An 18,047-nucleotide genomic window follows, 5' to 3' on the forward strand; every position below is an offset into this window, starting at 1 on the left:
CAACCGTCAACGAACCTAACTGTTTCCGGTCCCGTTCCGGTATTGACAAATGATTTTGTCAAATGGGACCGTGCTGGGCGTGGAGCTGTCGCCGTTGCGCCTGTCGCTGCTGGAGCTGCTGAAATCGCCTGCCTCGGCGACGCAGCTCGCGGCGGTGCTCGACCTGCCCCGGCAGCGCGTCAACTACCACGTGCGAGCCCTGGAGCAGGCAGGACTCGTCGAGCTGGTCGAGGAGCGGCAGCGGCGTGGCTGCGTCGAACGCGTGCTGCGCGCGAAGCCGGGCCGCGAGATCGCCGCGGACGTGCAGGACCAGTTCGCCGCCACGCACCTCGTGTCGGTCGCGCAGGACACGGCGCGCGAGGTCGACCGGATGTCCAGTGCCGCGGCCGACGCCGGAAAGCGCTTGCTCACGTTCACGGTGGAGACGACGGTCCGCTTCGGCGCGCCCGGCGCCGTCCACGAGTTCACCAGCGACCTGGCCGAAGCGGTGCGGCAGATCGCGTTGAAGTACGACACCGAGTCAGGCCGCCCGTACCGGGTGGTCGCCATGGGCCATCCCGGAGCAGCAGATGAGTGACGACGCCATCAAGATCGAGATCACCGTTGCCGCGCCGGTCGAGGAGGTGTGGGAGTCGTTCCGGGACAGGGAGAAGCTGCGCCATTGGCACGGCTGGGACATCCCGGAGCTCGACGCGGAGATCGACCACATCTACTTCCAGAACGCCGAGGAGGACGGCACCACGCTGGTCATCCACGGCCACGACACGTTCGCGCTGACCGCCGTTCCCGAGGGCACCCGCGTCGTGCTGACCCGCGCGCCCAAGGGCAGCTCACCCGAGTGGGACGACTACTACGAGGACATCACCGAGGGCTGGATCACGTTCCTGCACCAGCTCAAGTTCGCCCACGAGTTCCACCCCGGCGAGAAGCGCAGGACGCTGTTCTGGCCGTCCGAGGTCGACCTCGGCGTGGGCGGCAGGCCGTTCTTCGAGTCGGCGAACCAGCGGGGCGTCGTGGTGGAGGAGTGGGGCCCAGGCCTCCTGGTCGTCAGCCCGGGCAAGATGACCGTCGTGACGACCTACGGGTTCTCCGACGCCGAGCTGGAGGCGCTGCGTCAGAAGGGCCCGGCCGAGGTCGTCGAGCCGAAGTAGCGGGTCAGGAAGTCGTTGCGGAAGACGCCTTTCGGGTCGTGCTCGCGGAGCAGGGCCCGGAAGGCCTCCCACTGCGGGTAGCGGGCGGCGAGCAGCGCCGGCGGCACGGTGAAGAGCTTGCCCCAGTGCGGCCGCGGCGCGATCGCCTCCTCCAGGCGCGGCAGCAGCCGCAGCACGGCCGGGGTGTCGGGCACCCAGGTGAAGTGGATCGCGAGGCTGTCGCGGTCGTAGGCGGGGCTCAGCCACTGCGGCTCGCCGTTGATCGTGCGGATCTCGCAGGTCTGCACCAGCGGTGAGATCACCGTGGACATCTCGGCCAGCGCCCGCAACGCCGTCACCGCGCGCGTGCGCGGCACGAAGTACTCGGTCTGCAGCTCCTCGCCCACGGACGGGGTGAACTCGGCGCGGAAGTGCGGCAGGCGCTCGTGCCACGGGCCGGGCACGCCGCCCTGCACCGTGCAGCGCGACGCGGGCTGACCGGGCACGGGGTGGGCGGGCTCGGTCGCCGGGCGCCCCGGGAAGGCGAACTCCTCGTCGCCCACGCGGTGCTTCGTCCACAGGGTCGCGCCGCCCTGCCAGTCGACGAACGCGCTCACGCTGTACGCGCCGTCGAAGATCTGCTCCAGCTTCACGAGCAGCGTCGTCCAGGCGACGTCCTCGTAGACGGTCTGCGCGACCTGGAACGACGGCACGACGTCCAGGGTGAGGGTCGTGATCACGCCCAGCCCGCCCAGCGACACGACCGCGCCGGGGGAGGACAGCTCGACGACCGAACCGTCCCCGCGCATGACCTCGACGGACCGGACGACGCCCGCCAGCGAGCGCTTCCCGGACCCGTGGGTGGCCGTGGTGACCGCGCCGGCCACCGTGATGTGCGGCAACGACGGCAGCGTGTGCAGCGCCAGTCCGGCCGCCTCCAGCCGGACGGACAACTCGGCGAGCGTCATGCCCGCGCTCACCCGGACCGTGTGGCCGGACACCTCGAAGACCTCGGGCATCGCCGACAGCGACACCTGCGTGCCGGTCGTGTCGGCGATCGGGCTGAACGAGTGCCCCGTCCCGAGGACGTGCACGGCCGCCGAACCCCTCACGATCGCACGCAGGTCGTCGGCCGAGGCCGGGGTGACGGCCTGGGCCGCGGTGAACGTGACGTTGCCCGCCCAGTTGGTGCTCATACCGACACGGTAAGCGCCGACGCCAGCAAGCGTTGCGTGTACGGGTCCCGCGGCGCGGCGAACACCGACGTGCCCTCCTCCACGACGACGCCCCGGTGCAGCACCGCGACCCGGTCGGCGAGGTGCTGGACGACGGCCAGGTCGTGGCTGATGAACAGGCACGCGAACCGCAGTTCGCGCTGCAACGAGCGGAACAGGTCCAGCACCCGCGCCTGCACCGTCACGTCCAGCGCGGAGGTCGGCTCGTCGGCGATCAGCAGGTCCGGGTCCAGCGCGATGACACGGGCGATGCCGACCCGCTGGCGCTGCCCGCCGGACAGCTCGTGCGGGTACCGGTCGCGCAACGCGGGGGAGAGCTGCACGGCGTCGAGCAGCGAGTCGACCTTCGCGGCCAGCTCACGGCCGCGCAACGAGGTGTGCAGCACCAGCGGCTGCGCGATCGAGCGGGCGATCGTGGCGCGGGGGTTCAGCGACGACAGCGGGTCCTGGAACACCAGCCCGATGCGGCCGCGGTCGGCCTTGCGCAGCTGCGAGACCTCCTTGCCCGCGACCACGAGGCGGCCGGTGTAGCGGGTGAGGCCGGTGATCGCCCCGGCCAGGGACGACTTGCCGGAGCCGGACTCGCCGACGAGTCCGAGCGTCTCACCGCGCCCGATCTCCAGGCTGACCGAGGACACCGCGCGGAACTTGCCGTAGGTGACGGACACGTCCGAGAGCTCCAGGACGGGCTCTTCGGCGGTCCGCGCGGCCAGTTCGCGGGAGTCGAGCCGCAGCACCGAGTCGAGCAACGTGCGCGTGTACTCCTGCGCGGGCTGCCCGAAGACCTGCCGCACCGGACCCGTCTCCACGACCCGGCCGGCGTTCATCACGACGACCCGGTCCGCCAGGTCCGCGACCACGCCCATGTCGTGCGTGATCAGCAGGATCGCGACGCCGAGCCGGTCGCGCAGGTCCCGCAGCAGCCCGAGCACCTCGGCCTGCACCGTCACGTCCAGCGCGGTCGTCGGTTCGTCGGCGATCAGCAACGACGGCTCGTTGGCCACCGCCATCGCGATCACCACGCGCTGCAGCTGACCACCGGACATCTCGTGCGGGTAGGCCTTGAACCGCTCGGGAGGCAGCCCGACGAGCTTCAGCAGCTCCAGCGCCCTGGAACGGGCCTCCGCACGCGAGACCGCGCGGTGCACCCGCACGGCCTCGACGATCTGGCTGCCGATGGTGAAGACCGGGTTGAGGGCGCTCATGGGTTCCTGGAACACCATGCCGGCCTCGTTGCCCCGCACCTCGCGCAGCTCGCTGGGGGACAGCGAGTACAGCTCGCGGCCGTTCAGCACGGCCCGCCCGGACACCGACGCCGTCGGGGGCAGCAGCCCGAGCAACGACATCGCGGTCACGGTCTTGCCGGAGCCGGACTCGCCGACCACGGCGAGCACCTCCCCGGCGGCCAGCGAGAACGAGACCTCGCTGACCGCCGGGGAGGAACCGAAGTCCACCGAGAGGTTCTCGACGGACAGCAGGGCACTCACTTGGTGATACCCACCTGGAGGTAGTTCGGGTAGGCGGGGAAGTCGGCGATGAAGAAGTTGCCGACCTTCGAGCCGTGGATGAACGAGTTGCGGGTGTAGATCAACGGCACGACCGGCGAGTCCTCGAGGATCCGCTTGTCGATGGCGGCCCACTTCTTGCCGGCCTCCGTCGCGTCCACAGTGGACTGCGCCTCCTCGATCAGCCTGTCCACCTCGGGGTTGGAGTACCGCGAGATGTTGTAGCCGCCCTTGCCGATCTCCGAGGTGGCGAACAACGGCTGGATGTTCGCGTTGGCGCTGGGGAAGTCCGGCTGCCACGACGAGAGGGTGAGGTCGTAGGTCGGGTTGTCCGAGAGGTTCGTCTCGGTCTCGAACGCGTCGGCCTCCAGCGACCGGATGTTCACCTTGATGTTCGCGCGCGCCAGAGCCGCCTGGATGGCCTCGGCCTTCTCGGTCTGGTTGTTGGACTTGTTCAGCACCAGCGAGAGTCCGTCGAGACCGTTCGCGAAACCGGCCTCGGCGAGCAGCGCCTTGGCCTTCTCGGGGTCGCCCTCGGGCTTCGACGGGTAGAGGTCGAACTGCTCGCGGCCCTCGATGCCCTGCGTGATCAGCGTGGTGGCGGCGTCACCGGCCAGCGCGGCCGTGCCGGCGGAGGCGATCTGGTACGCGGACTTGTTCACCGCGTACTGGAACGCCTGGCGCACCTTGGGGTTGTTCAGCGGCGCCTTCTGCGTGTTGAGCGCGAGGTAGGCGATGGCGCCCGACTTCGACGTCACGACGCGGGACTTGGCCGAGGCGTTGGCCTGCAGCTGCGCGAGCTGGGCGGGGGAGGTGAACGACGCGCCGAACGCGGACTGGTCGTCACCGGAGTCCGCGGCGAGGCGCTGCGAGACGACGGAGGCGTCCTGGCCGAGCTGGATCACCACGTCGTCGGGCAGTCCGGCGCGGACCTGGTCCTTCGAGCCGTCCCAGTTCGGGTTGCGCGAGAGCTTGACCTCGACGCCCTTGGAGTACGTCGCGATCTGGTACGGACCGGACGCGATGGCGTGCTCCTGGTAGTCCGCCTCGGCGCCCTTGCCCTTCGGCACAGGCGCGAACGCGGGCGTGGAGGCGATCCACGGCCAGTCGCCGTACGGGCGGGTCAGCTTGAACGTGATCGTCTTCGCGTCGGGCGTCTCGATCGAGTCGAGCTCCTTGCCCTCGAACGGGCCCTTGTAGTCGGCGCCGCCCAGCAGGTCCTTGTGGTAGCCGAGGCCGCCGCCGAACGCCGGGGCGAACGAGCGCTCGACGCCCCACTTCACGTCCGCGGACGTGATCGGGGTGCCGTCGCTGAACTTCAGGCCCTCCTGCAGCACGAACGTCCAGGTCTTGCCGCCGTCGGTGGTCTTGCCGGTGTCGCCGAGGTCGGGCACGACCTTCGCGGGCTGCCCGACGGCGTTCTGCCAGCCGGTCAGTCTGCGGTGCACCAGGCCGAGCGTCGTGATCGCGAGGCTCTGGGACTTGGCGGGGTCGAAGTTGATCGTGCGCGACTCGGACAGGATGCGGAGCGTGCCGCCCTTGTCCGGCTTGGCCGCGGCGGCGTCCGAGGGCTTCTGGTCGTTCGCGCCGCACGCCGACACCCCCAGGGCACCGATCAGCACGACCGCAAGAAGTTTCTTGCCAGGCAACGGACTTTCCTCCCTCAGGTGAGCCGTGCTCGGGGATCGAGCAGGCCGTAGGACAGGTCGACGACGGCGTTGGCGACGACAACGAGAAAACCGGCGAACAAGGTGCAGCCGAGCAGCGTCGGCAGGTCACGCGAGTGCACGGCCTCGATCAGCAGCCCGCCGAGACCCGGCAGGCTGAACACGCGTTCGGTGATCACCGCGCCGCCCAGCAGCGAGCCGAACTCGATGCCGGTCAGCGTCACGACGGGCAGCAACACGTTGCGCAGCGCGTGTTTGCCGACGACGGTCCGCTCCGGCACGCCCTTGGCGCGGGCGGTGCGGATGAAGTCCTCGCTCATCGTCTCGAGCATCTGCGAGCGGGTGAGCTTCACGTAGTGGGCGCCGTGCGCGAACGCGAGCACGCACCACGGCAGCACCAGCCCCCACGCCCACCGCACCGGGTCCTCGGCGAACGGCGTGTAGTTGCCGACCGGCACCACGTTCAGCTGGAACCCGAGCACGAGGATCCCGAGCAGCCCCACCAGGTACACCGGCGCGGACACCCCGATCACGGACCCGGCCAGCGCGGCCCGGTCGAACCAGGAGTCCTTGCGCAGCGCGGCGTACACGCCCACGGCGACACCCACGCCGACCCACAGGACCGCCGCGCCGATCGCGAGCGAGAACGTCACCGGCAGCCGTCCGGCGATCAGCTCCAGCACGTCGGTGTTCTGCCGGAACGAGTAGCCGAAGCAGGGCGCCGAGCAGTGGATCGCGGTCGCGCCCGTGCCGAACGTGCGGCCGGTGAAGATCCCGCCGAGGAAAGTGAAGAACTGCTGCCACCACGGCTCGTCGAAGCCCATGAACTCCCGCGCCAGCGCGAGGTTCTCCGGCGTGCACGGCTTGCCGCACGCCAGCAGGGCCGGATCCGACGGCACGAGGTAGAACACGACGTACGTGCAGAAGGCCACGATGAGCAGCACGAGGACCATGCCGCCCAGCCGGGCCGCGACGTGCTTGGTCATCGGCGGGTCACCGACCTCGGGTCGAGCGCGTCGCGCAGGCCGTCGCCCAGCGCGTTGAAGCCCCAGGTGACCGCGAACAGCGCGAGGCCGGGGAAGAACAGGTACGCGGGATCGACGCTCACCCAGTCGATCGCGGCGCTGATGGACCGGCCCCAGCTCGGCGTCGGGGGCAGCACGCCGACGCCCAGGAACGACAGCGCGGCCTCCAGCCCGATCTTGCCGGGCACTGACAACGTTGCCATGACCAGCACCGGGCCCCAGAGGTTCGGCAGCAGCTCGGTGCGGAACACCTGCCACGGCGAGGCCCCGAGCACCCGCGCGGCCTTCACGAAGTTGCGTTCCTTCAGCGTGAGCACCTGTGCCCGCACGATCCGCGCGGTCGACGGCCACCCGAAGAACCCGATCACGACGATCAGCAGCAGGGCCCGCGGGAACTCGGCCGGCACCACCGCACCCAGGGCGATCATGAACACCAGGTACGGGAAGCCGAGGAACACGTCGGCGCTCCAGGTGATGACCCGGTCGATCCAGCCGCCGAGGTACCCGGCGGCCGCGCCGACCAGCACGCCGAGACCGATCGACACCAGCGTGGCCAGCAGGCCGATCAGGAACGACGTCCGCGCGCCGTGCACGACGATCGCGAACAGGTCGCGGCCGGTCAGCGGCTCGACGCCGAACCAGTGCTCGGCGCTCACCCCGCCGAACGACCCCGCCGGCAGACCGGTGTTCGGGTCGAGCGCGGTGGCGTCGTAGGTGTACGGGTCGTGGCCCTCGATGGCGGTGAGGACGTTCGCGAAGATCGCGACCAGGCCGATCACCACGACGGTGACCGTGCCGGCGAGCGCCCAGCGGTCGCGGGCGAGCACCGATCTGATCGCGGCGGGCACCGACCGCGCGACGGGAGTGGACAACTGCGTGACCTGTCTTCGCTTCAGTTGATCTGTCGCGGCGCACAGTAAGCCGATCGAGTGACGGCGTCGTCCACGTCCACTGGCTGAGAAGCTGTTAACACTATTGCTTCAGTGTTGACCGAAATAAGTTTGCGCGTGGTGGCAGGGTTGGTGAGCGTGGACACCGAGACACGAAGGCTTCGACAGATGTCCGGGCTGGTCACGCCGATGGTGCTGCGGGTCGCGGTGACCCTGGGGCTGCCGGACCGCCTGCGCGACGAGCCCGCCACCGCCCACGACCTGGCGCTCGAACTGGAGGTCGACCCGCTCGCTCTCCACCTGTTGCTGGCGCACCTGACGACGCTGGGTGTGGCCGAACGAACAGATGCCGGCTACCGCACCACCGGCTTCGGCGCGCTCCTCGGTGCGGACGCGGGCAACGGCCTGAACAACCTGCTGCACCACGACTCCGCCGCCGGTCGCGCCGATCTGGCGTTCGTCAAGCTGACCGCAGTGTCCACCAGGCGGTCGTAGAGCGCGCCGACTCCACAGCGCTCACGCCGGTGCGCCGGCTCACCCGGTCCACTACGACCAGATGAGCAACTGGATCCCTCAGGCCGTGGCGGGCTTCGACTGGGCAGGGGTCCGCGTGCTCGTTGATGTCGGCAGCCTGCTCGTCATGACCCCTGAAGCCAACCCTGGGGTGTGCGGCAACTTGGTCGCTTGGACGAGACCGCAGCCGGTGCGCGTGCGCTGTTCCATCGCAAGGGCTCGAAGACGCACCGAGGTGACCTGCGGGCAGCTCTGCGGCCCATCGCTGTTCGAGAACGCCTTCCTGCTGTCTGATGTCTCGCACAACTGGAACGACGAGAACGCGCACCGGATCCTGGCCCGTTGCGTCGCGACGATCGACCGTGCGCCTGCCGTGAAGCCCTCGTCATGCTCGTGCACTTAGGTGGGCATGACCGAGGGTCTCAAGAATCCCAACGGCGGGGTCCGTGACCAGGGTGACCGACGGGCGCAGCCTGCTGGAGTTCACTCGCTGAGCGCGGCGATCCTCTCCCGGGCCTCGGCGAGGTCGTCGGCGGTCGGGGCGTCGTCCTGGGTGAGCGCGCGCCGCCAGTAGCCGGCGAACTCGATGTCCTTCTTGGACACACCCAGGCCGACGAAGTGCCTGCGCAGCGCGCGCACCGCGGAGGCCTCGCCGCCGAGCCACACCCAGGCCGGCGGGACGATCTCGGCCGCCTTCACCACGGAGACGAGGTCCTCCCCGGCGCTGCGGTGAACCCACCGCACGTCAGGAATGTCCTGTTCCTCCGCCGGATCCGCGACCTCGACGAACACCAGTCGTCGCTGGTGCGAGGGCAGGAGTTCCAGCAGGGAGGTGATCGCGGGCAACGCCGTCTCGTCGCCCGCGAGCACCAGCAGGCCGGCGGTGCCGAGCGGGCGGGCGTAGTCGGGGGAGGGCCCGAACCGGCCGAGGACGTCGCCTGCCTGAGCGCGTGCGGCCCAGCGCGAGGCTGGCCCGTTGTCGCCGTGCAGCACGAAGTCCACGGTCAGCACGCCGTCGGCCAGCGACCGGACGGTGAAGCTGCGCATCCACGGGCGTTCGTCCTCGGGCATGGCGAGGTAGGCCTGGTACCAGGTGCCGACGTCCGGGGCGTCCGACACGTGCGCGGACCCGCCGGGCCTGGGGAACAGCAGCTTGAGCTGCTGGTCCGGCCAGGTCCCGATCTCGTCGAGTCCGGGGCCGGTGAACGTCATGCGGGTCATGCGCGGGGTCAGGCGGTCGATCGAGGTCACCGTCAGCAGGCTCACGACAGGTACTCCTTCAGGTGCCGGGCGGTGAGGGTGTCCGAAGTGGACACGAGGTCGCCGGGGGTGCCGGAGAAGACGACCTGGCCGCCGTCGTGGCCCGCGCCGGGACCCATGTCGACGATCCAGTCGGCGTGCGCCATCACGGCGAGGTGGTGCTCGATCACGATCACCGTGTTGCCGGCGTCGATCAGCTGGTCCAGGAGCCCGAGCAGCTGGTCTACGTCCGCGAGGTGCAGGCCGGACGTGGGTTCGTCCAGCACGTACGTGGAGGCCTTCTCCGCCATGTGGATGGCGAGCTTGAGCCGTTGGCGCTCACCGCCGGACAACGTGGTGAGCGGCTGGCCGAGCGAGAGGTACGACAGGCCGACGTCGTGCAGGCGGCTCAGGACCGCGCGGGCCTGGCCGGACGGGAAGAAGTCGCGGGCGTCGGCGACGGACATGCCGAGCACCTCGCTGATGTTCTTGCCCCGCAACGTGTAGCGCAGCACCTCGGGGGTGAAGCGCTTGCCCTCGCACTTCTCGCAGACCGTGGCGACGCCGGCCATCATGGCGAGGTCGGTGTAGACGAGCCCGATGCCCTTGCAGTTCTCGCAGGCGCCTTCGGAGTTCGCGCTGAACAACGCCGCCTTGACGCCGTTGGCCTTGGCGAACGCGGTCCGCACCGAGTCGAGCAGGCCGGTGTAGGTGGCGGGGTTGGACCGGCGCGAGCCGCGGATCGGCGACTGGTCGACCGTGACGACGTCCTTGCGGCCCCGCAACGAGCCGTGGACCAGCGACGACTTGCCGGAGCCCGCGACGCCGGTGACTACGGTCAGCACGCCGAGCGGGAGGTCGACGGAGACGTCCTTGAGGTTGTTGGTGCTGGCGCCGCTGATCGTCAGGAAGTCCTTGGGGGAGCGGAACTCCGAGCGGAGTTTGGCCCGGTGGTCGAGGTGGCGGCCGGTGAGCGTGCCGGACGCGCGCAGTCCCTCCACGTCACCGGAGTAGCAGAGGTGGCCGCCGTTGACGCCCGCGCCGGGGCCGAGGTCGACGACGTGGTCGGCGATCTCGATGGTCTCCGGCTTGTGCTCGACGACCAGGACGGTGTTCCCCTTGTCCCGCAGGCGGAGCAGGAGGTCGTTCATCCGCTGGATGTCGTGCGGGTGCAGGCCGACAGTCGGTTCGTCGAACACGTAGGTGATGTCGGTGAGCGACGATCCGAGGTGGCGCACCATCTTCACGCGCTGGGACTCGCCGCCGGACAGCGTGCCGGACTCGCGGTCGAGCGAGAGGTACCCGAGGCCGATCTCGACCAGTGAGTCGAGTGTGCCGCGCAGGGTGGCGAGCAGCGGCGCGACGGACGGGTCGTCGATGGCGTGCACGAACTTCGCGAGGTCGCTGATCTGCATGGCGCAGCAGTCGGCGATGTTCGCGCCGCGGATCCTCGAGTTCAGCGCGGCCTGGTTGATGCGGGCGCCCCGGCAGTCCTGGCAGGTGGCGAACGTGACGGCCTTGTCGACGAACGCGCGGATGTGCGGTTGCATCGACTCGCGGTCCTTCGACAGGACGGTGCGCTGCAGCTTGGCGATCAGTCCGTCGTAGGTGATGTTGCTGCCGCCGATGGTCAGCTTCGTCGTCGGCTTGTACAGGAAGTCGTGCAGCTGCTGTTCGGTGAACGTGCTGATCGGCTGGTCGGCGGGGTAGAGGCCGCAGTTCGCGAGGACCTGCCAGTACCAGGAGCCGACGGCGTAGTTCGGGGCGTCGATCGCGCCGTCGTTCAGCGACTTCGTCCTGTCGACGATGGCGTCCACGTCGATGGTGGTGACCTTGCCCAGGCCTTCGCAGGCCGGGCACATGCCCTCGGGCAGGTTGAAGCTGAACGCGCCGGACGTGCCGACGTGCGGTTCGCCGAGGCGGCTGAACACGATCCGGAGCATCGTGTGGGCGTCGGTGGCGGTGCCGACGGTGGACCGGGAGTTCGCGCCCATGCGCTCCTGGTCGACGATGATCGCCGCGCTCAGGTTGTGCAGCGCGTCGACGTCCGGGCGCCCGATCGAGGGCATGAAGGACTGCAGGAACGCGGTGTAGGTCTCGTTGATCATGCGCTGCGACTCGGCGGCGATCGTGCCGAACACGAGCGAGGACTTGCCGGAGCCGGACACGCCGGTGAAGACCGTCAGGCGGCGCTTGGGGACGTCGAGTGACACGTCCGCGAGGTTGTTCTCCCTCGCTCCTCTGACCTGGATCACGTCATGGCTGTCCGCGACAGCGTTCACGCTGCTTCCCCCAAGAGATTGTTTATGCCGTAAAGTATCGACCGAACGAGGTTACTTTACGTTGTAAGGAGTCGCAACCGTGGTCGTCTACGCAGGTCAGGGCGACCCACGCCGCTCCATCGAGCTGCTCTGGCGGCGATCGGCCGAGGAGAACCGCCCCGGTCCGAAGCCCGGACTGAGCGTGGACGCGATCGTCGACGCCGCCATCGAGGTCGCGGACGAGCACGGCATGGCGTTCTCGATGCGCGCGGTGGGCGAGAAGCTCGGGCGCACGGCCATGGCGCTCTACACGTACGTGCCGGGCAAGAACGAGCTGGTCGACCTGATGTACGACCGCACGATGGCCGAGCTGCCCACGTCGTACCCGCTCGACGACGGCTGGCGCGCGGCCGCGACGAGGTGGGCGCACGACATGTGGGAGTGCTACTGCCGTCATCCGTGGGTGCTGCAGGTGTCGCAGGCGCGTCCGGTGCTCGGCCCGCACGAGTTCGCGGTGACCGAGGCGCTGGCCGCGATCCTCGTGTCGACCGGTCTGCCCGGCCGGGAGCTGCGCGGCATCGTCGGCGCCGTCAACTACTTCGTGCGCGGTGCGGCGCAGACCGTCGCCGAGGCCCGTGCCGCGGGAGGCGCGACCGGGGAGGCCGACGAGGAGTGGTGGTACGCGAGGTCGGCCGTGCTGGTGGAGATCGAGCCCGATCTCGAGAAGAAGTTCCCGATGCTGCACGTCCTGGAGAACGATCGAGAGCCGATCGATCCAGAACTGCCGTATCTGGAGAACGACGCGGTCGAGAACTTCCGCGGTGGGTTGAAAGTTCTTCTCGACGGTGTCGAGGGCGCTGTAGCGAAACCGTGACATGGTCCGGACGTTCACCGCACATGGGCTCGGTGAGATCGTGCCCATGGTGTTCGGCAGAGTCCTTGTTGCGGTCGCGTGCGCCCTGGTGCTGACGGCACCGAGCACGGCGGCCGCCCCCTCGCAGGACGATCACCGCCCCGCGACCACGACGATGAAGTACGAGGTCGGCGACCTCGTCGCGGTGGTGCACGCGCCGCGCACGCTCGTCGGCGTTCTCCCGCTGGTGCTCACCCACGACCTCGCGGCCGGGCAGCTGGTGCACCGGGGAGCCGTGGTGGTGCTGGTTGCCGATCGTTCGTCGCTGCGACGGCACCACGAGCTGTGGCGTGAGCTGAACGACGGTGCCGGGCCGCTGGCGGAGCGGTTCGCCGGGTTCGCCGGCCACTTCGCTGTGGCAGAACCGTGACACGCCGCTCACGAGACCCCGACAACTTCCCGATGAGATCACCGCATGGTTATCGGAAAAGCCGCGGCCGCCGTCGTGATGGCGATGGTGCTGGCCGCGCCGACCTCCTCCGCGGCCCCCGCTCACGACCCCGGAGTCAGAAAGGTCGAGTACTCGCTCGGTGATCGGGCATTTCAGGTGCCCGGCTTTCACACCGAACCGGATGGCCCCCTCGCGGACCTCGAGCTCACCGCGGTCGTGCACGCGCCGCGCACGCTCGTCGGCAAGCGCCCGCTGGTGTTGCTCGCGCACGGTTACTGGAAGCCGTGCGCGAACGACCAGTGGGCCTGGCCGTGTCCTGCGGGGGACGCGTTCCCGAGCTACCGCGGGTACGACTACCTCGCCGAAGAGCTGGCACGGCAGGGTTTCGTGGTCGTGTCGGTGAGCGTGAACGGCGTCAACGCGGGTGAGATGGGCGAGATCGCGGACGTGGCCAGGGCCGCGGTGATGAGCAAGCACCTGGAGCTGTGGCGTGACCTCAACGACGGCAAGGGGCCGTTGAAGCTGGCCGGGTTCCGCGGGCACGTCGACCTCACCAACGTCGGCACGCTCGGCCATTCGCGCGGTGGCCGCGGCGCGGTGTACCAGGCGTCGGACGAGCACGTCGGCGAACTGCCCTCCGGTGTGAGGATCAGGGCCGTGCTCCCGCTGGCGCCCGCCGACTACTACGCGCCCGATCCGGAAGCGCCGGAGAACCTCGACTACCGCATCACCAGGATCCCGTTCGCGGCCATGACCGGCAGTTGCGACGGCGCCGTCAGCGGCGGCACGTTCATCGAGAACGCCAAGGGCCGCAACGTCGTCCCGATCCACGCCGTCACACCGAAGAACGCCAACCACAACTACTTCAACACCGAATGGTCCTACGACGACGACAGCACCTGCCCGGCCACCGCGCTGACCCCCGAGCAGCAGCGGAAGATCGCGACGACGTACGTCCCGGCGTTCTTCCAGCAGTACCTCAACGGCCGCTGGAACCCGGTCGTCAGCCGGGGCCGTCCGGGTGTCGACGTCGTGACGCATCAACCGATCGGTTAGGCCTCGAAGAGACTTTGGGGGGACGTGTCCCCTTTCCGCCACTGCCAGTCTGGTGGCGGAAGGGGGAAAATTCCATGCTCAAGACGACCGCGCTGCTCACTGCGGCGCTAGTGGTGCTGACCGCCTCGCCCGCCACCGCGCACTCCGGCGGGGACTGGTCCGGGTGGCAGAAGGACCTCAACGGGTCGCGGCACCAGGCCGCGGAATGGCGCATCAACGCGGGAAACGCCGGCAAGCTGAAGCTCAAGTGGGCGTTCGCCTACCCCAAGGGCGACTACAACGGCGTGCGCAGCCAGCCCGCCGTGGTGGGGGACACGATCTACTTCGGTGGTCCCGACGGGAAGTTCTACGCCCGTGACGCGCGCACCGGCCGTGCCAGGTGGGAGTACGCGCTCCCGCAGGGCAACCGGTACGCGTTCAACTCCGACGGCCCGACGGTGGCCGACGGCAAGGTGTTCTTCGGCGACAGCGCGAGCAGGTTCTTCGCGCTCGACCAGCGCACCGGGCGCCTGAAGTGGCAGGTGCAGCTCGACACGGGCATCGCGTCGATGACCACCAGCTCCCCGATCGTCCACAACGGACTGGTCTACGTCGGCACGTCCAGCGCCGAGAACACCCTGCCGAACACTCACGACTGCTGCACGTTCCGGGGTCACATCGACGCGTTCGACATCGACACCGGCGCATTGGTCTGGCGCCACTACACGGTGCCGGAGCCGGTCCAGGTCGGCACGTGGCCCAACGGCGCCAAGCGGTTCGAGCCGTCCGGCGTCGGCGTGTGGAGCTCGCCGGTGATCGACCGCAGGACCGGCACGCTCTACGTCGGCACGGGACAGAACTACACGGGCAAGGGCGGCGAGTTCGACTCGCTGCTGGCGCTCAACGCCCGCACCGGCGCGGTGAGGTGGACCAACCAGGTCACCGACGCCGACACCTGGCGCGACGCGTGCAACCAGCCCGACGCCGAGGGCTACTGCCCGGGGCTCAAGGACGGCACCAACCTCGACTACGACATCGGTGCCACGCCGAACCTGTTCAGCGTGAACGGCAGGCAGCTCGTCGGCGTGGGGCAGAAGTCCGGTGTGTACCACGTGTTCGACGCCTCGACGGGGCAGGTCGTGTGGCGTCGTCAGCTCGGCGTGCCGCTGCCCAGCGGTGGCATCTCGGGCATCCAGTGGGGCTCGAGCTACGACGGCAAGCGGCTCTACATCGCGACCTACTACGCCGATCCCGGCAAGCTGTTCGCGGTGGACCCCGCCACGGGTGACGTCCTGTGGGAGACGCCGGCACCCGCCGACGGCTGTTCCACCGGTGGCGCCGCGGGCCAGCCCGGTTGTTACCAGGCGCACGGCCTGCCCGTGTCCAGCTCACCCGGTGTGGTGTGGCTGGGTGCTCTCGACGGCAAGTTCCGCGCGTACGACGCCAGGACGGGCAAGATCATCTGGTCCTACGACACCGTTCAGGACGTTCGCGGTGTCAACGGGCTGACCGGTCGCGGTGGTGTGCTGGCAGGTCCGGGCGCGGGCGCGGTGGTGTCCGACGGCATGGTCTACGTGCAGTCGGGTTACTCGTCGGGGTTCGTGAACCCGCACGGCCACGTGCTACTCGCCTTCGGCTTGTAGCTTCGCGCGCACGTGGTCGGCCGGAAGTCCTGCCCGCGTGCGCAGTTCCACGGCCTTCTGCCAGGCCTGACGAGCCTGCTCGGCGGCACCCGCGGCAGCGTGGGCGTCGCCGAGCTGTTCGCACGCACCGGCTTCGAGCTTGAGGTCGCCGCCGAGCCGGAACATCTCGGAGGACAGGGTGAACGCCTCCACGGCCTTCACGTGATCGCCCAGGCCGAGGTGGCCGGTGCCCAGGTTGTCCCACGCCTCGGCCTGGCCGATCAGGTGGTCCATCGCCCGCCACATCCGCATCGCGCGTTCGGCGTACTCCACGGTCCGCGCGTACTCGCCGAGCTTGCCGTGGCCCCAGGCGAGCCCGGTCAGCGCGTTGGCCTGACCGTATTCGTCCCCGCACTGCTCGAACAGCGCGAGCCCGCGCCGGGTGTGCTCCATCGCCTCGCCGATCCTGTCGTCCGGGCACAGCATCGCGATGTTCAGCAGCACCTCGGCCTGGCCCGCCGGGTTGCCGTCGTAGATGTCGAACGCGCGGCGCAGCGCCGCGGTGGCCTCGTCGGGCCTGCCCGTGCGGCTCAGGCTGCGGCCCAGGTTGATCAGCGTGCGGCCGAGGGCGTCGACGTCGTCGAGCCGTTGCACGGCGGCGGCCGCGAGCTGTTGGGACGTCAGGAGGTCGCGGTAGCGGGCCTGCCGGTCGAGTGCGTCGGCGAGCGACCAGCCCATGAGCCACGTCTGCGCCGCCGTGCCGTGGGGCATCGCCGCCATCAGCGCCGGGTGCTCGGTCATGAGCCACGCCAGCGCTTCCTCGTGCGTGCCGAACCGACCGACCACCACGCCCGGTGCCGGGTCCGGGGTGGAGGGGCGGTGGCGGCTCGGGGTGTAGACGACGCCGGCCTCGACGCCGGTGAGCGCGAGGTGGTCGAGAAACCGGTTGAGCGCCTCGTCGCGTTCGCTGTCGAGGGCCAGTTCGGCCGCGTAGTCGCGCAGCAGGTCGTGGCAGGTGAACCGGCCGGGTTCGGGTTCGTCGATCAGGTTGGCCCTGGCCAGTTCCGCGAGCAGCGCCGCCGTCTCGTGCTGGGCGAGCCCGGCCAGTGACGCGGCTCCGGCGAGACTGATGTCGGAACCCGGGATCAGGCCGAGCAACCGGAACAGCCGCAGCGCCGCCGGGCTCAACGCCTTGCAGGAGTGGGAGAACACCGAGCGCAGGTCGGCGGTGACGTCATCGTCGTCGGCGAACGCGTCGAGGTCGGCCAGCTCGTCCGCCAGCGCCGCCAGCGGGAACTCCGGCTGCGTCGCGGCGCGGGCGCCGGCCACCGCGAGCGCCAGCGGCAGGCGGGCGCAGCGGCGGACCACGGTGTCGACCGCGTCCGGTTCGGCCCGCGCCCGGTCGTGCCCGATGCGGGAGGCCAGCAGCTCGCGGGCGTCGTCGGGCGGCAGCAGTCCGAGCGGCAAGGCCTTGGCGTGCGCGGGTCTCAGCGCCGTGCGACTCGTGATCACCACGTGCGTGTTGGGCGTGCGCGGCAGCAACGGCTCGATCTGCTCGGTGTCCGTGGCGTTGTCCAGCACCATGAGCACCCGCTTGTCCGCCAGCGCGTCCCTGAGCAACGCCGACTGGCCCGCGAGGTCGTGCGGCACCTGGGCGCGCGGCACGTCGAGCGCCGAGAGGAACCTCAGCAGCGCGTCCCCGGGACTGACCGCCGCGCCGCTCGGGCCGAACCCGTGCAGGTTCACGTAGAGCTGGCCGTCCGGGAACCGTTCCGCCGCCTGGTGCGCCCAGTGCACGGCCAGCGAGGTCTTGCCGACGCCGCCGGTGCCGGTGATGACCACGACGCCGGTCGGCGCCTGGTCGAGCTCCGCGAGCTCCAGGGCCCTGCCGGTGAACGGTTTCGGCGCGGCCGGCAGCTGGCGCGGCGCCGAGGCGGCCTGCAGGCGCCGGTGCAGGGTCGCGAGGTGCCGGGACGGTTCGGCGCCCAGCTCGTCGGCCAGGCGTGCACGCACGACCTTGAAGTGCCGCAACGCCTCCGCCGCGCGTCCGCTGCCGTGCAACGCCTCGATCAGCTGGGCGGCGATCCGCTCGTCCAGCGGCCGTTCGGCGGCGAGCGCGTGCAGTTCGGGCACCAGGTCCGCGTGCTCGCCCCCGGCCAGCCTCTCGTCGACGTGGCCGAGGCGGGCGGCGAGGAGCTCGTCCGCGAAGTCCGCGCGCCGCTGCCGCGCCCACGACGTGTTCACCGTGGACAGCAGATCGCCCTGGACGAGCGGCAGGGCCTCCGCGGTCCGCCCCTCCTCGACCAGGTGCCGGAACAGGTGCAGGTCGACCTCCAGCGGATCGACCCGCACCACGTACCCGTCGCGGTCGCGTTCGATGAGGCCCGGCAACGTCTGGCGCAGCCTCGTCAGCCACGTCTGGATCATCGCGCGGGCCCGCGGCGGGGGAGCGTCACCCAGCACGCGGTCGACCAGTTCCTCCGCGCTCACCACCTGACCCGCGTCGGCGAGCAGCGCGCCCAGCAGGGCTCCCGGCCGGGTGGGACCGAACTCGGTGGTGCGGTCGCCCGTCCGTGCCGAGACCCCGCCGAAGAGCGTGAAGCGCACGGTGATCACCGTAG

Annotated in this window: 16 protein-coding genes; 8 read left to right on the forward strand and 8 right to left on the reverse strand. The window is 70.1% G+C overall.

What is annotated here, in order from left to right:
* The first annotated feature begins 70 nt into the window (after positions 1 to 70).
* Both IE307_RS36725 and IE307_RS36730 read left to right on the forward strand, forming a co-directional pair.
* Complete coding sequence (locus IE307_RS36725) at positions 71 to 577, forward strand: winged helix-turn-helix domain-containing protein (protein ID WP_229905447.1); 507 nt, start codon at positions 71 to 73, stop codon at positions 575 to 577.
* On the forward strand, positions 570 to 1,151 hold the full coding sequence (locus IE307_RS36730) for an SRPBCC family protein (RefSeq protein ID WP_191304063.1): 582 nt from the start codon (positions 570 to 572) through the stop codon (positions 1,149 to 1,151). The genes IE307_RS36725 and IE307_RS36730 overlap by 8 nt, the downstream gene beginning before the upstream one ends.
* On the opposite strand, the gene IE307_RS36735 is transcribed toward IE307_RS36730, so the two are convergent.
* Genes IE307_RS36735 through IE307_RS36755 form a run of 5 tightly spaced genes read right to left on the reverse strand, consistent with a single transcriptional unit; the run spans position 1,115 to position 7,434 of the window.
* On the reverse strand, positions 1,115 to 2,326 hold the full coding sequence (locus IE307_RS36735) for an FAD-binding protein (protein WP_191304064.1): 1,212 nt from the start codon (positions 2,324 to 2,326) through the stop codon (positions 1,115 to 1,117). The two genes, IE307_RS36730 and IE307_RS36735, sit on opposite strands and share 37 nt — an antisense overlap.
* The gene (locus IE307_RS36740; RefSeq protein WP_191304065.1) at positions 2,323 to 3,852 is read right to left on the reverse strand and encodes an ABC transporter ATP-binding protein; all 1,530 of its coding nucleotides are present in this window, start codon (positions 3,850 to 3,852) and stop codon (positions 2,323 to 2,325) included. Before IE307_RS36740 ends, IE307_RS36735 begins: the two co-directional genes overlap by 4 nt.
* The gene (locus IE307_RS36745) at positions 3,849 to 5,519 is read right to left on the reverse strand and encodes an ABC transporter substrate-binding protein (protein WP_191304066.1); all 1,671 of its coding nucleotides are present in this window, start codon (positions 5,517 to 5,519) and stop codon (positions 3,849 to 3,851) included. The genes IE307_RS36740 and IE307_RS36745 overlap by 4 nt, the downstream gene beginning before the upstream one ends.
* Positions 5,520 to 5,533: 14 nt before the next feature.
* Complete coding sequence (locus IE307_RS36750; protein ID WP_191304067.1) at positions 5,534 to 6,523, reverse strand: ABC transporter permease; 990 nt, start codon at positions 6,521 to 6,523, stop codon at positions 5,534 to 5,536.
* Positions 6,520 to 7,434: an ABC transporter permease gene (locus tag IE307_RS36755; protein ID WP_229905448.1), complete on the reverse strand. Its 915-nt coding sequence runs from the start codon at positions 7,432 to 7,434 to the stop codon at positions 6,520 to 6,522. Before IE307_RS36755 ends, IE307_RS36750 begins: the two co-directional genes overlap by 4 nt.
* Positions 7,435 to 7,620: 186 nt before the next feature.
* On the opposite strand from IE307_RS36755, the gene IE307_RS36760 reads away from it, so the two are divergent.
* Positions 7,621 to 7,947, forward strand: a complete 327-nt coding sequence (locus IE307_RS36760; protein WP_191304068.1) for a methyltransferase family protein — start codon at positions 7,621 to 7,623, stop codon at positions 7,945 to 7,947.
* A gap of 61 nt (positions 7,948 to 8,008) precedes the next feature.
* Complete coding sequence (locus tag IE307_RS36765; RefSeq protein WP_191304069.1) at positions 8,009 to 8,368, forward strand: class I SAM-dependent methyltransferase; 360 nt, start codon at positions 8,009 to 8,011, stop codon at positions 8,366 to 8,368.
* 80 nt (positions 8,369 to 8,448) lie between these two features.
* Here IE307_RS36765 and IE307_RS36770 read toward each other — a convergent pair whose 3' ends face one another.
* Both IE307_RS36770 and IE307_RS36775 read right to left on the reverse strand, forming a co-directional pair.
* Positions 8,449 to 9,231, reverse strand: coding sequence for a siderophore-interacting protein (locus tag IE307_RS36770; protein WP_229905449.1), 783 nt, complete (start codon positions 9,229 to 9,231; stop codon positions 8,449 to 8,451).
* On the reverse strand, positions 9,228 to 11,486 hold the full coding sequence (locus IE307_RS36775) for an ATP-binding cassette domain-containing protein (protein WP_191304070.1): 2,259 nt from the start codon (positions 11,484 to 11,486) through the stop codon (positions 9,228 to 9,230). Before IE307_RS36775 ends, IE307_RS36770 begins: the two co-directional genes overlap by 4 nt.
* Positions 11,487 to 11,565: 79 nt before the next feature.
* On the opposite strand from IE307_RS36775, the gene IE307_RS36780 reads away from it, so the two are divergent.
* The 4 genes from IE307_RS36780 (at position 11,566) to IE307_RS36795 (ending at position 15,447) form a co-directional block, all read left to right on the forward strand.
* Positions 11,566 to 12,339, forward strand: a complete 774-nt coding sequence (locus IE307_RS36780; RefSeq protein WP_191304071.1) for a TetR/AcrR family transcriptional regulator — start codon at positions 11,566 to 11,568, stop codon at positions 12,337 to 12,339.
* Between the two features lie 49 nt (positions 12,340 to 12,388).
* Positions 12,389 to 12,748 carry a hypothetical protein gene (locus IE307_RS36785; protein WP_191304072.1) on the forward strand — a complete coding sequence of 120 codons (360 nt, stop codon included), beginning with the start codon at positions 12,389 to 12,391 and terminating at the stop codon, positions 12,746 to 12,748.
* A gap of 45 nt (positions 12,749 to 12,793) precedes the next feature.
* Complete coding sequence (locus IE307_RS36790) at positions 12,794 to 13,825, forward strand: alpha/beta hydrolase (protein WP_191304073.1); 1,032 nt, start codon at positions 12,794 to 12,796, stop codon at positions 13,823 to 13,825.
* A 74-nt stretch (positions 13,826 to 13,899) separates the two neighbouring features.
* Positions 13,900 to 15,447 carry an outer membrane protein assembly factor BamB family protein gene (locus tag IE307_RS36795; RefSeq protein WP_191304074.1) on the forward strand — a complete coding sequence of 516 codons (1,548 nt, stop codon included), beginning with the start codon at positions 13,900 to 13,902 and terminating at the stop codon, positions 15,445 to 15,447.
* Here the strand turns inward: IE307_RS36795 and IE307_RS36800 are convergent.
* Positions 15,427 to 18,033 carry an AfsR/SARP family transcriptional regulator gene (locus IE307_RS36800; protein WP_191304075.1) on the reverse strand — a complete coding sequence of 869 codons (2,607 nt, stop codon included), beginning with the start codon at positions 18,031 to 18,033 and terminating at the stop codon, positions 15,427 to 15,429. The genes IE307_RS36795 and IE307_RS36800 overlap by 21 nt on opposite strands.
* Positions 18,034 to 18,047 lie beyond the last annotated feature (14 nt).

Source organism: Lentzea cavernae (genome assembly GCF_014653695.1).
GTDB classification, from domain to species: Bacteria; Actinomycetota; Actinomycetes; order Mycobacteriales; family Pseudonocardiaceae; genus Lentzea; species Lentzea cavernae.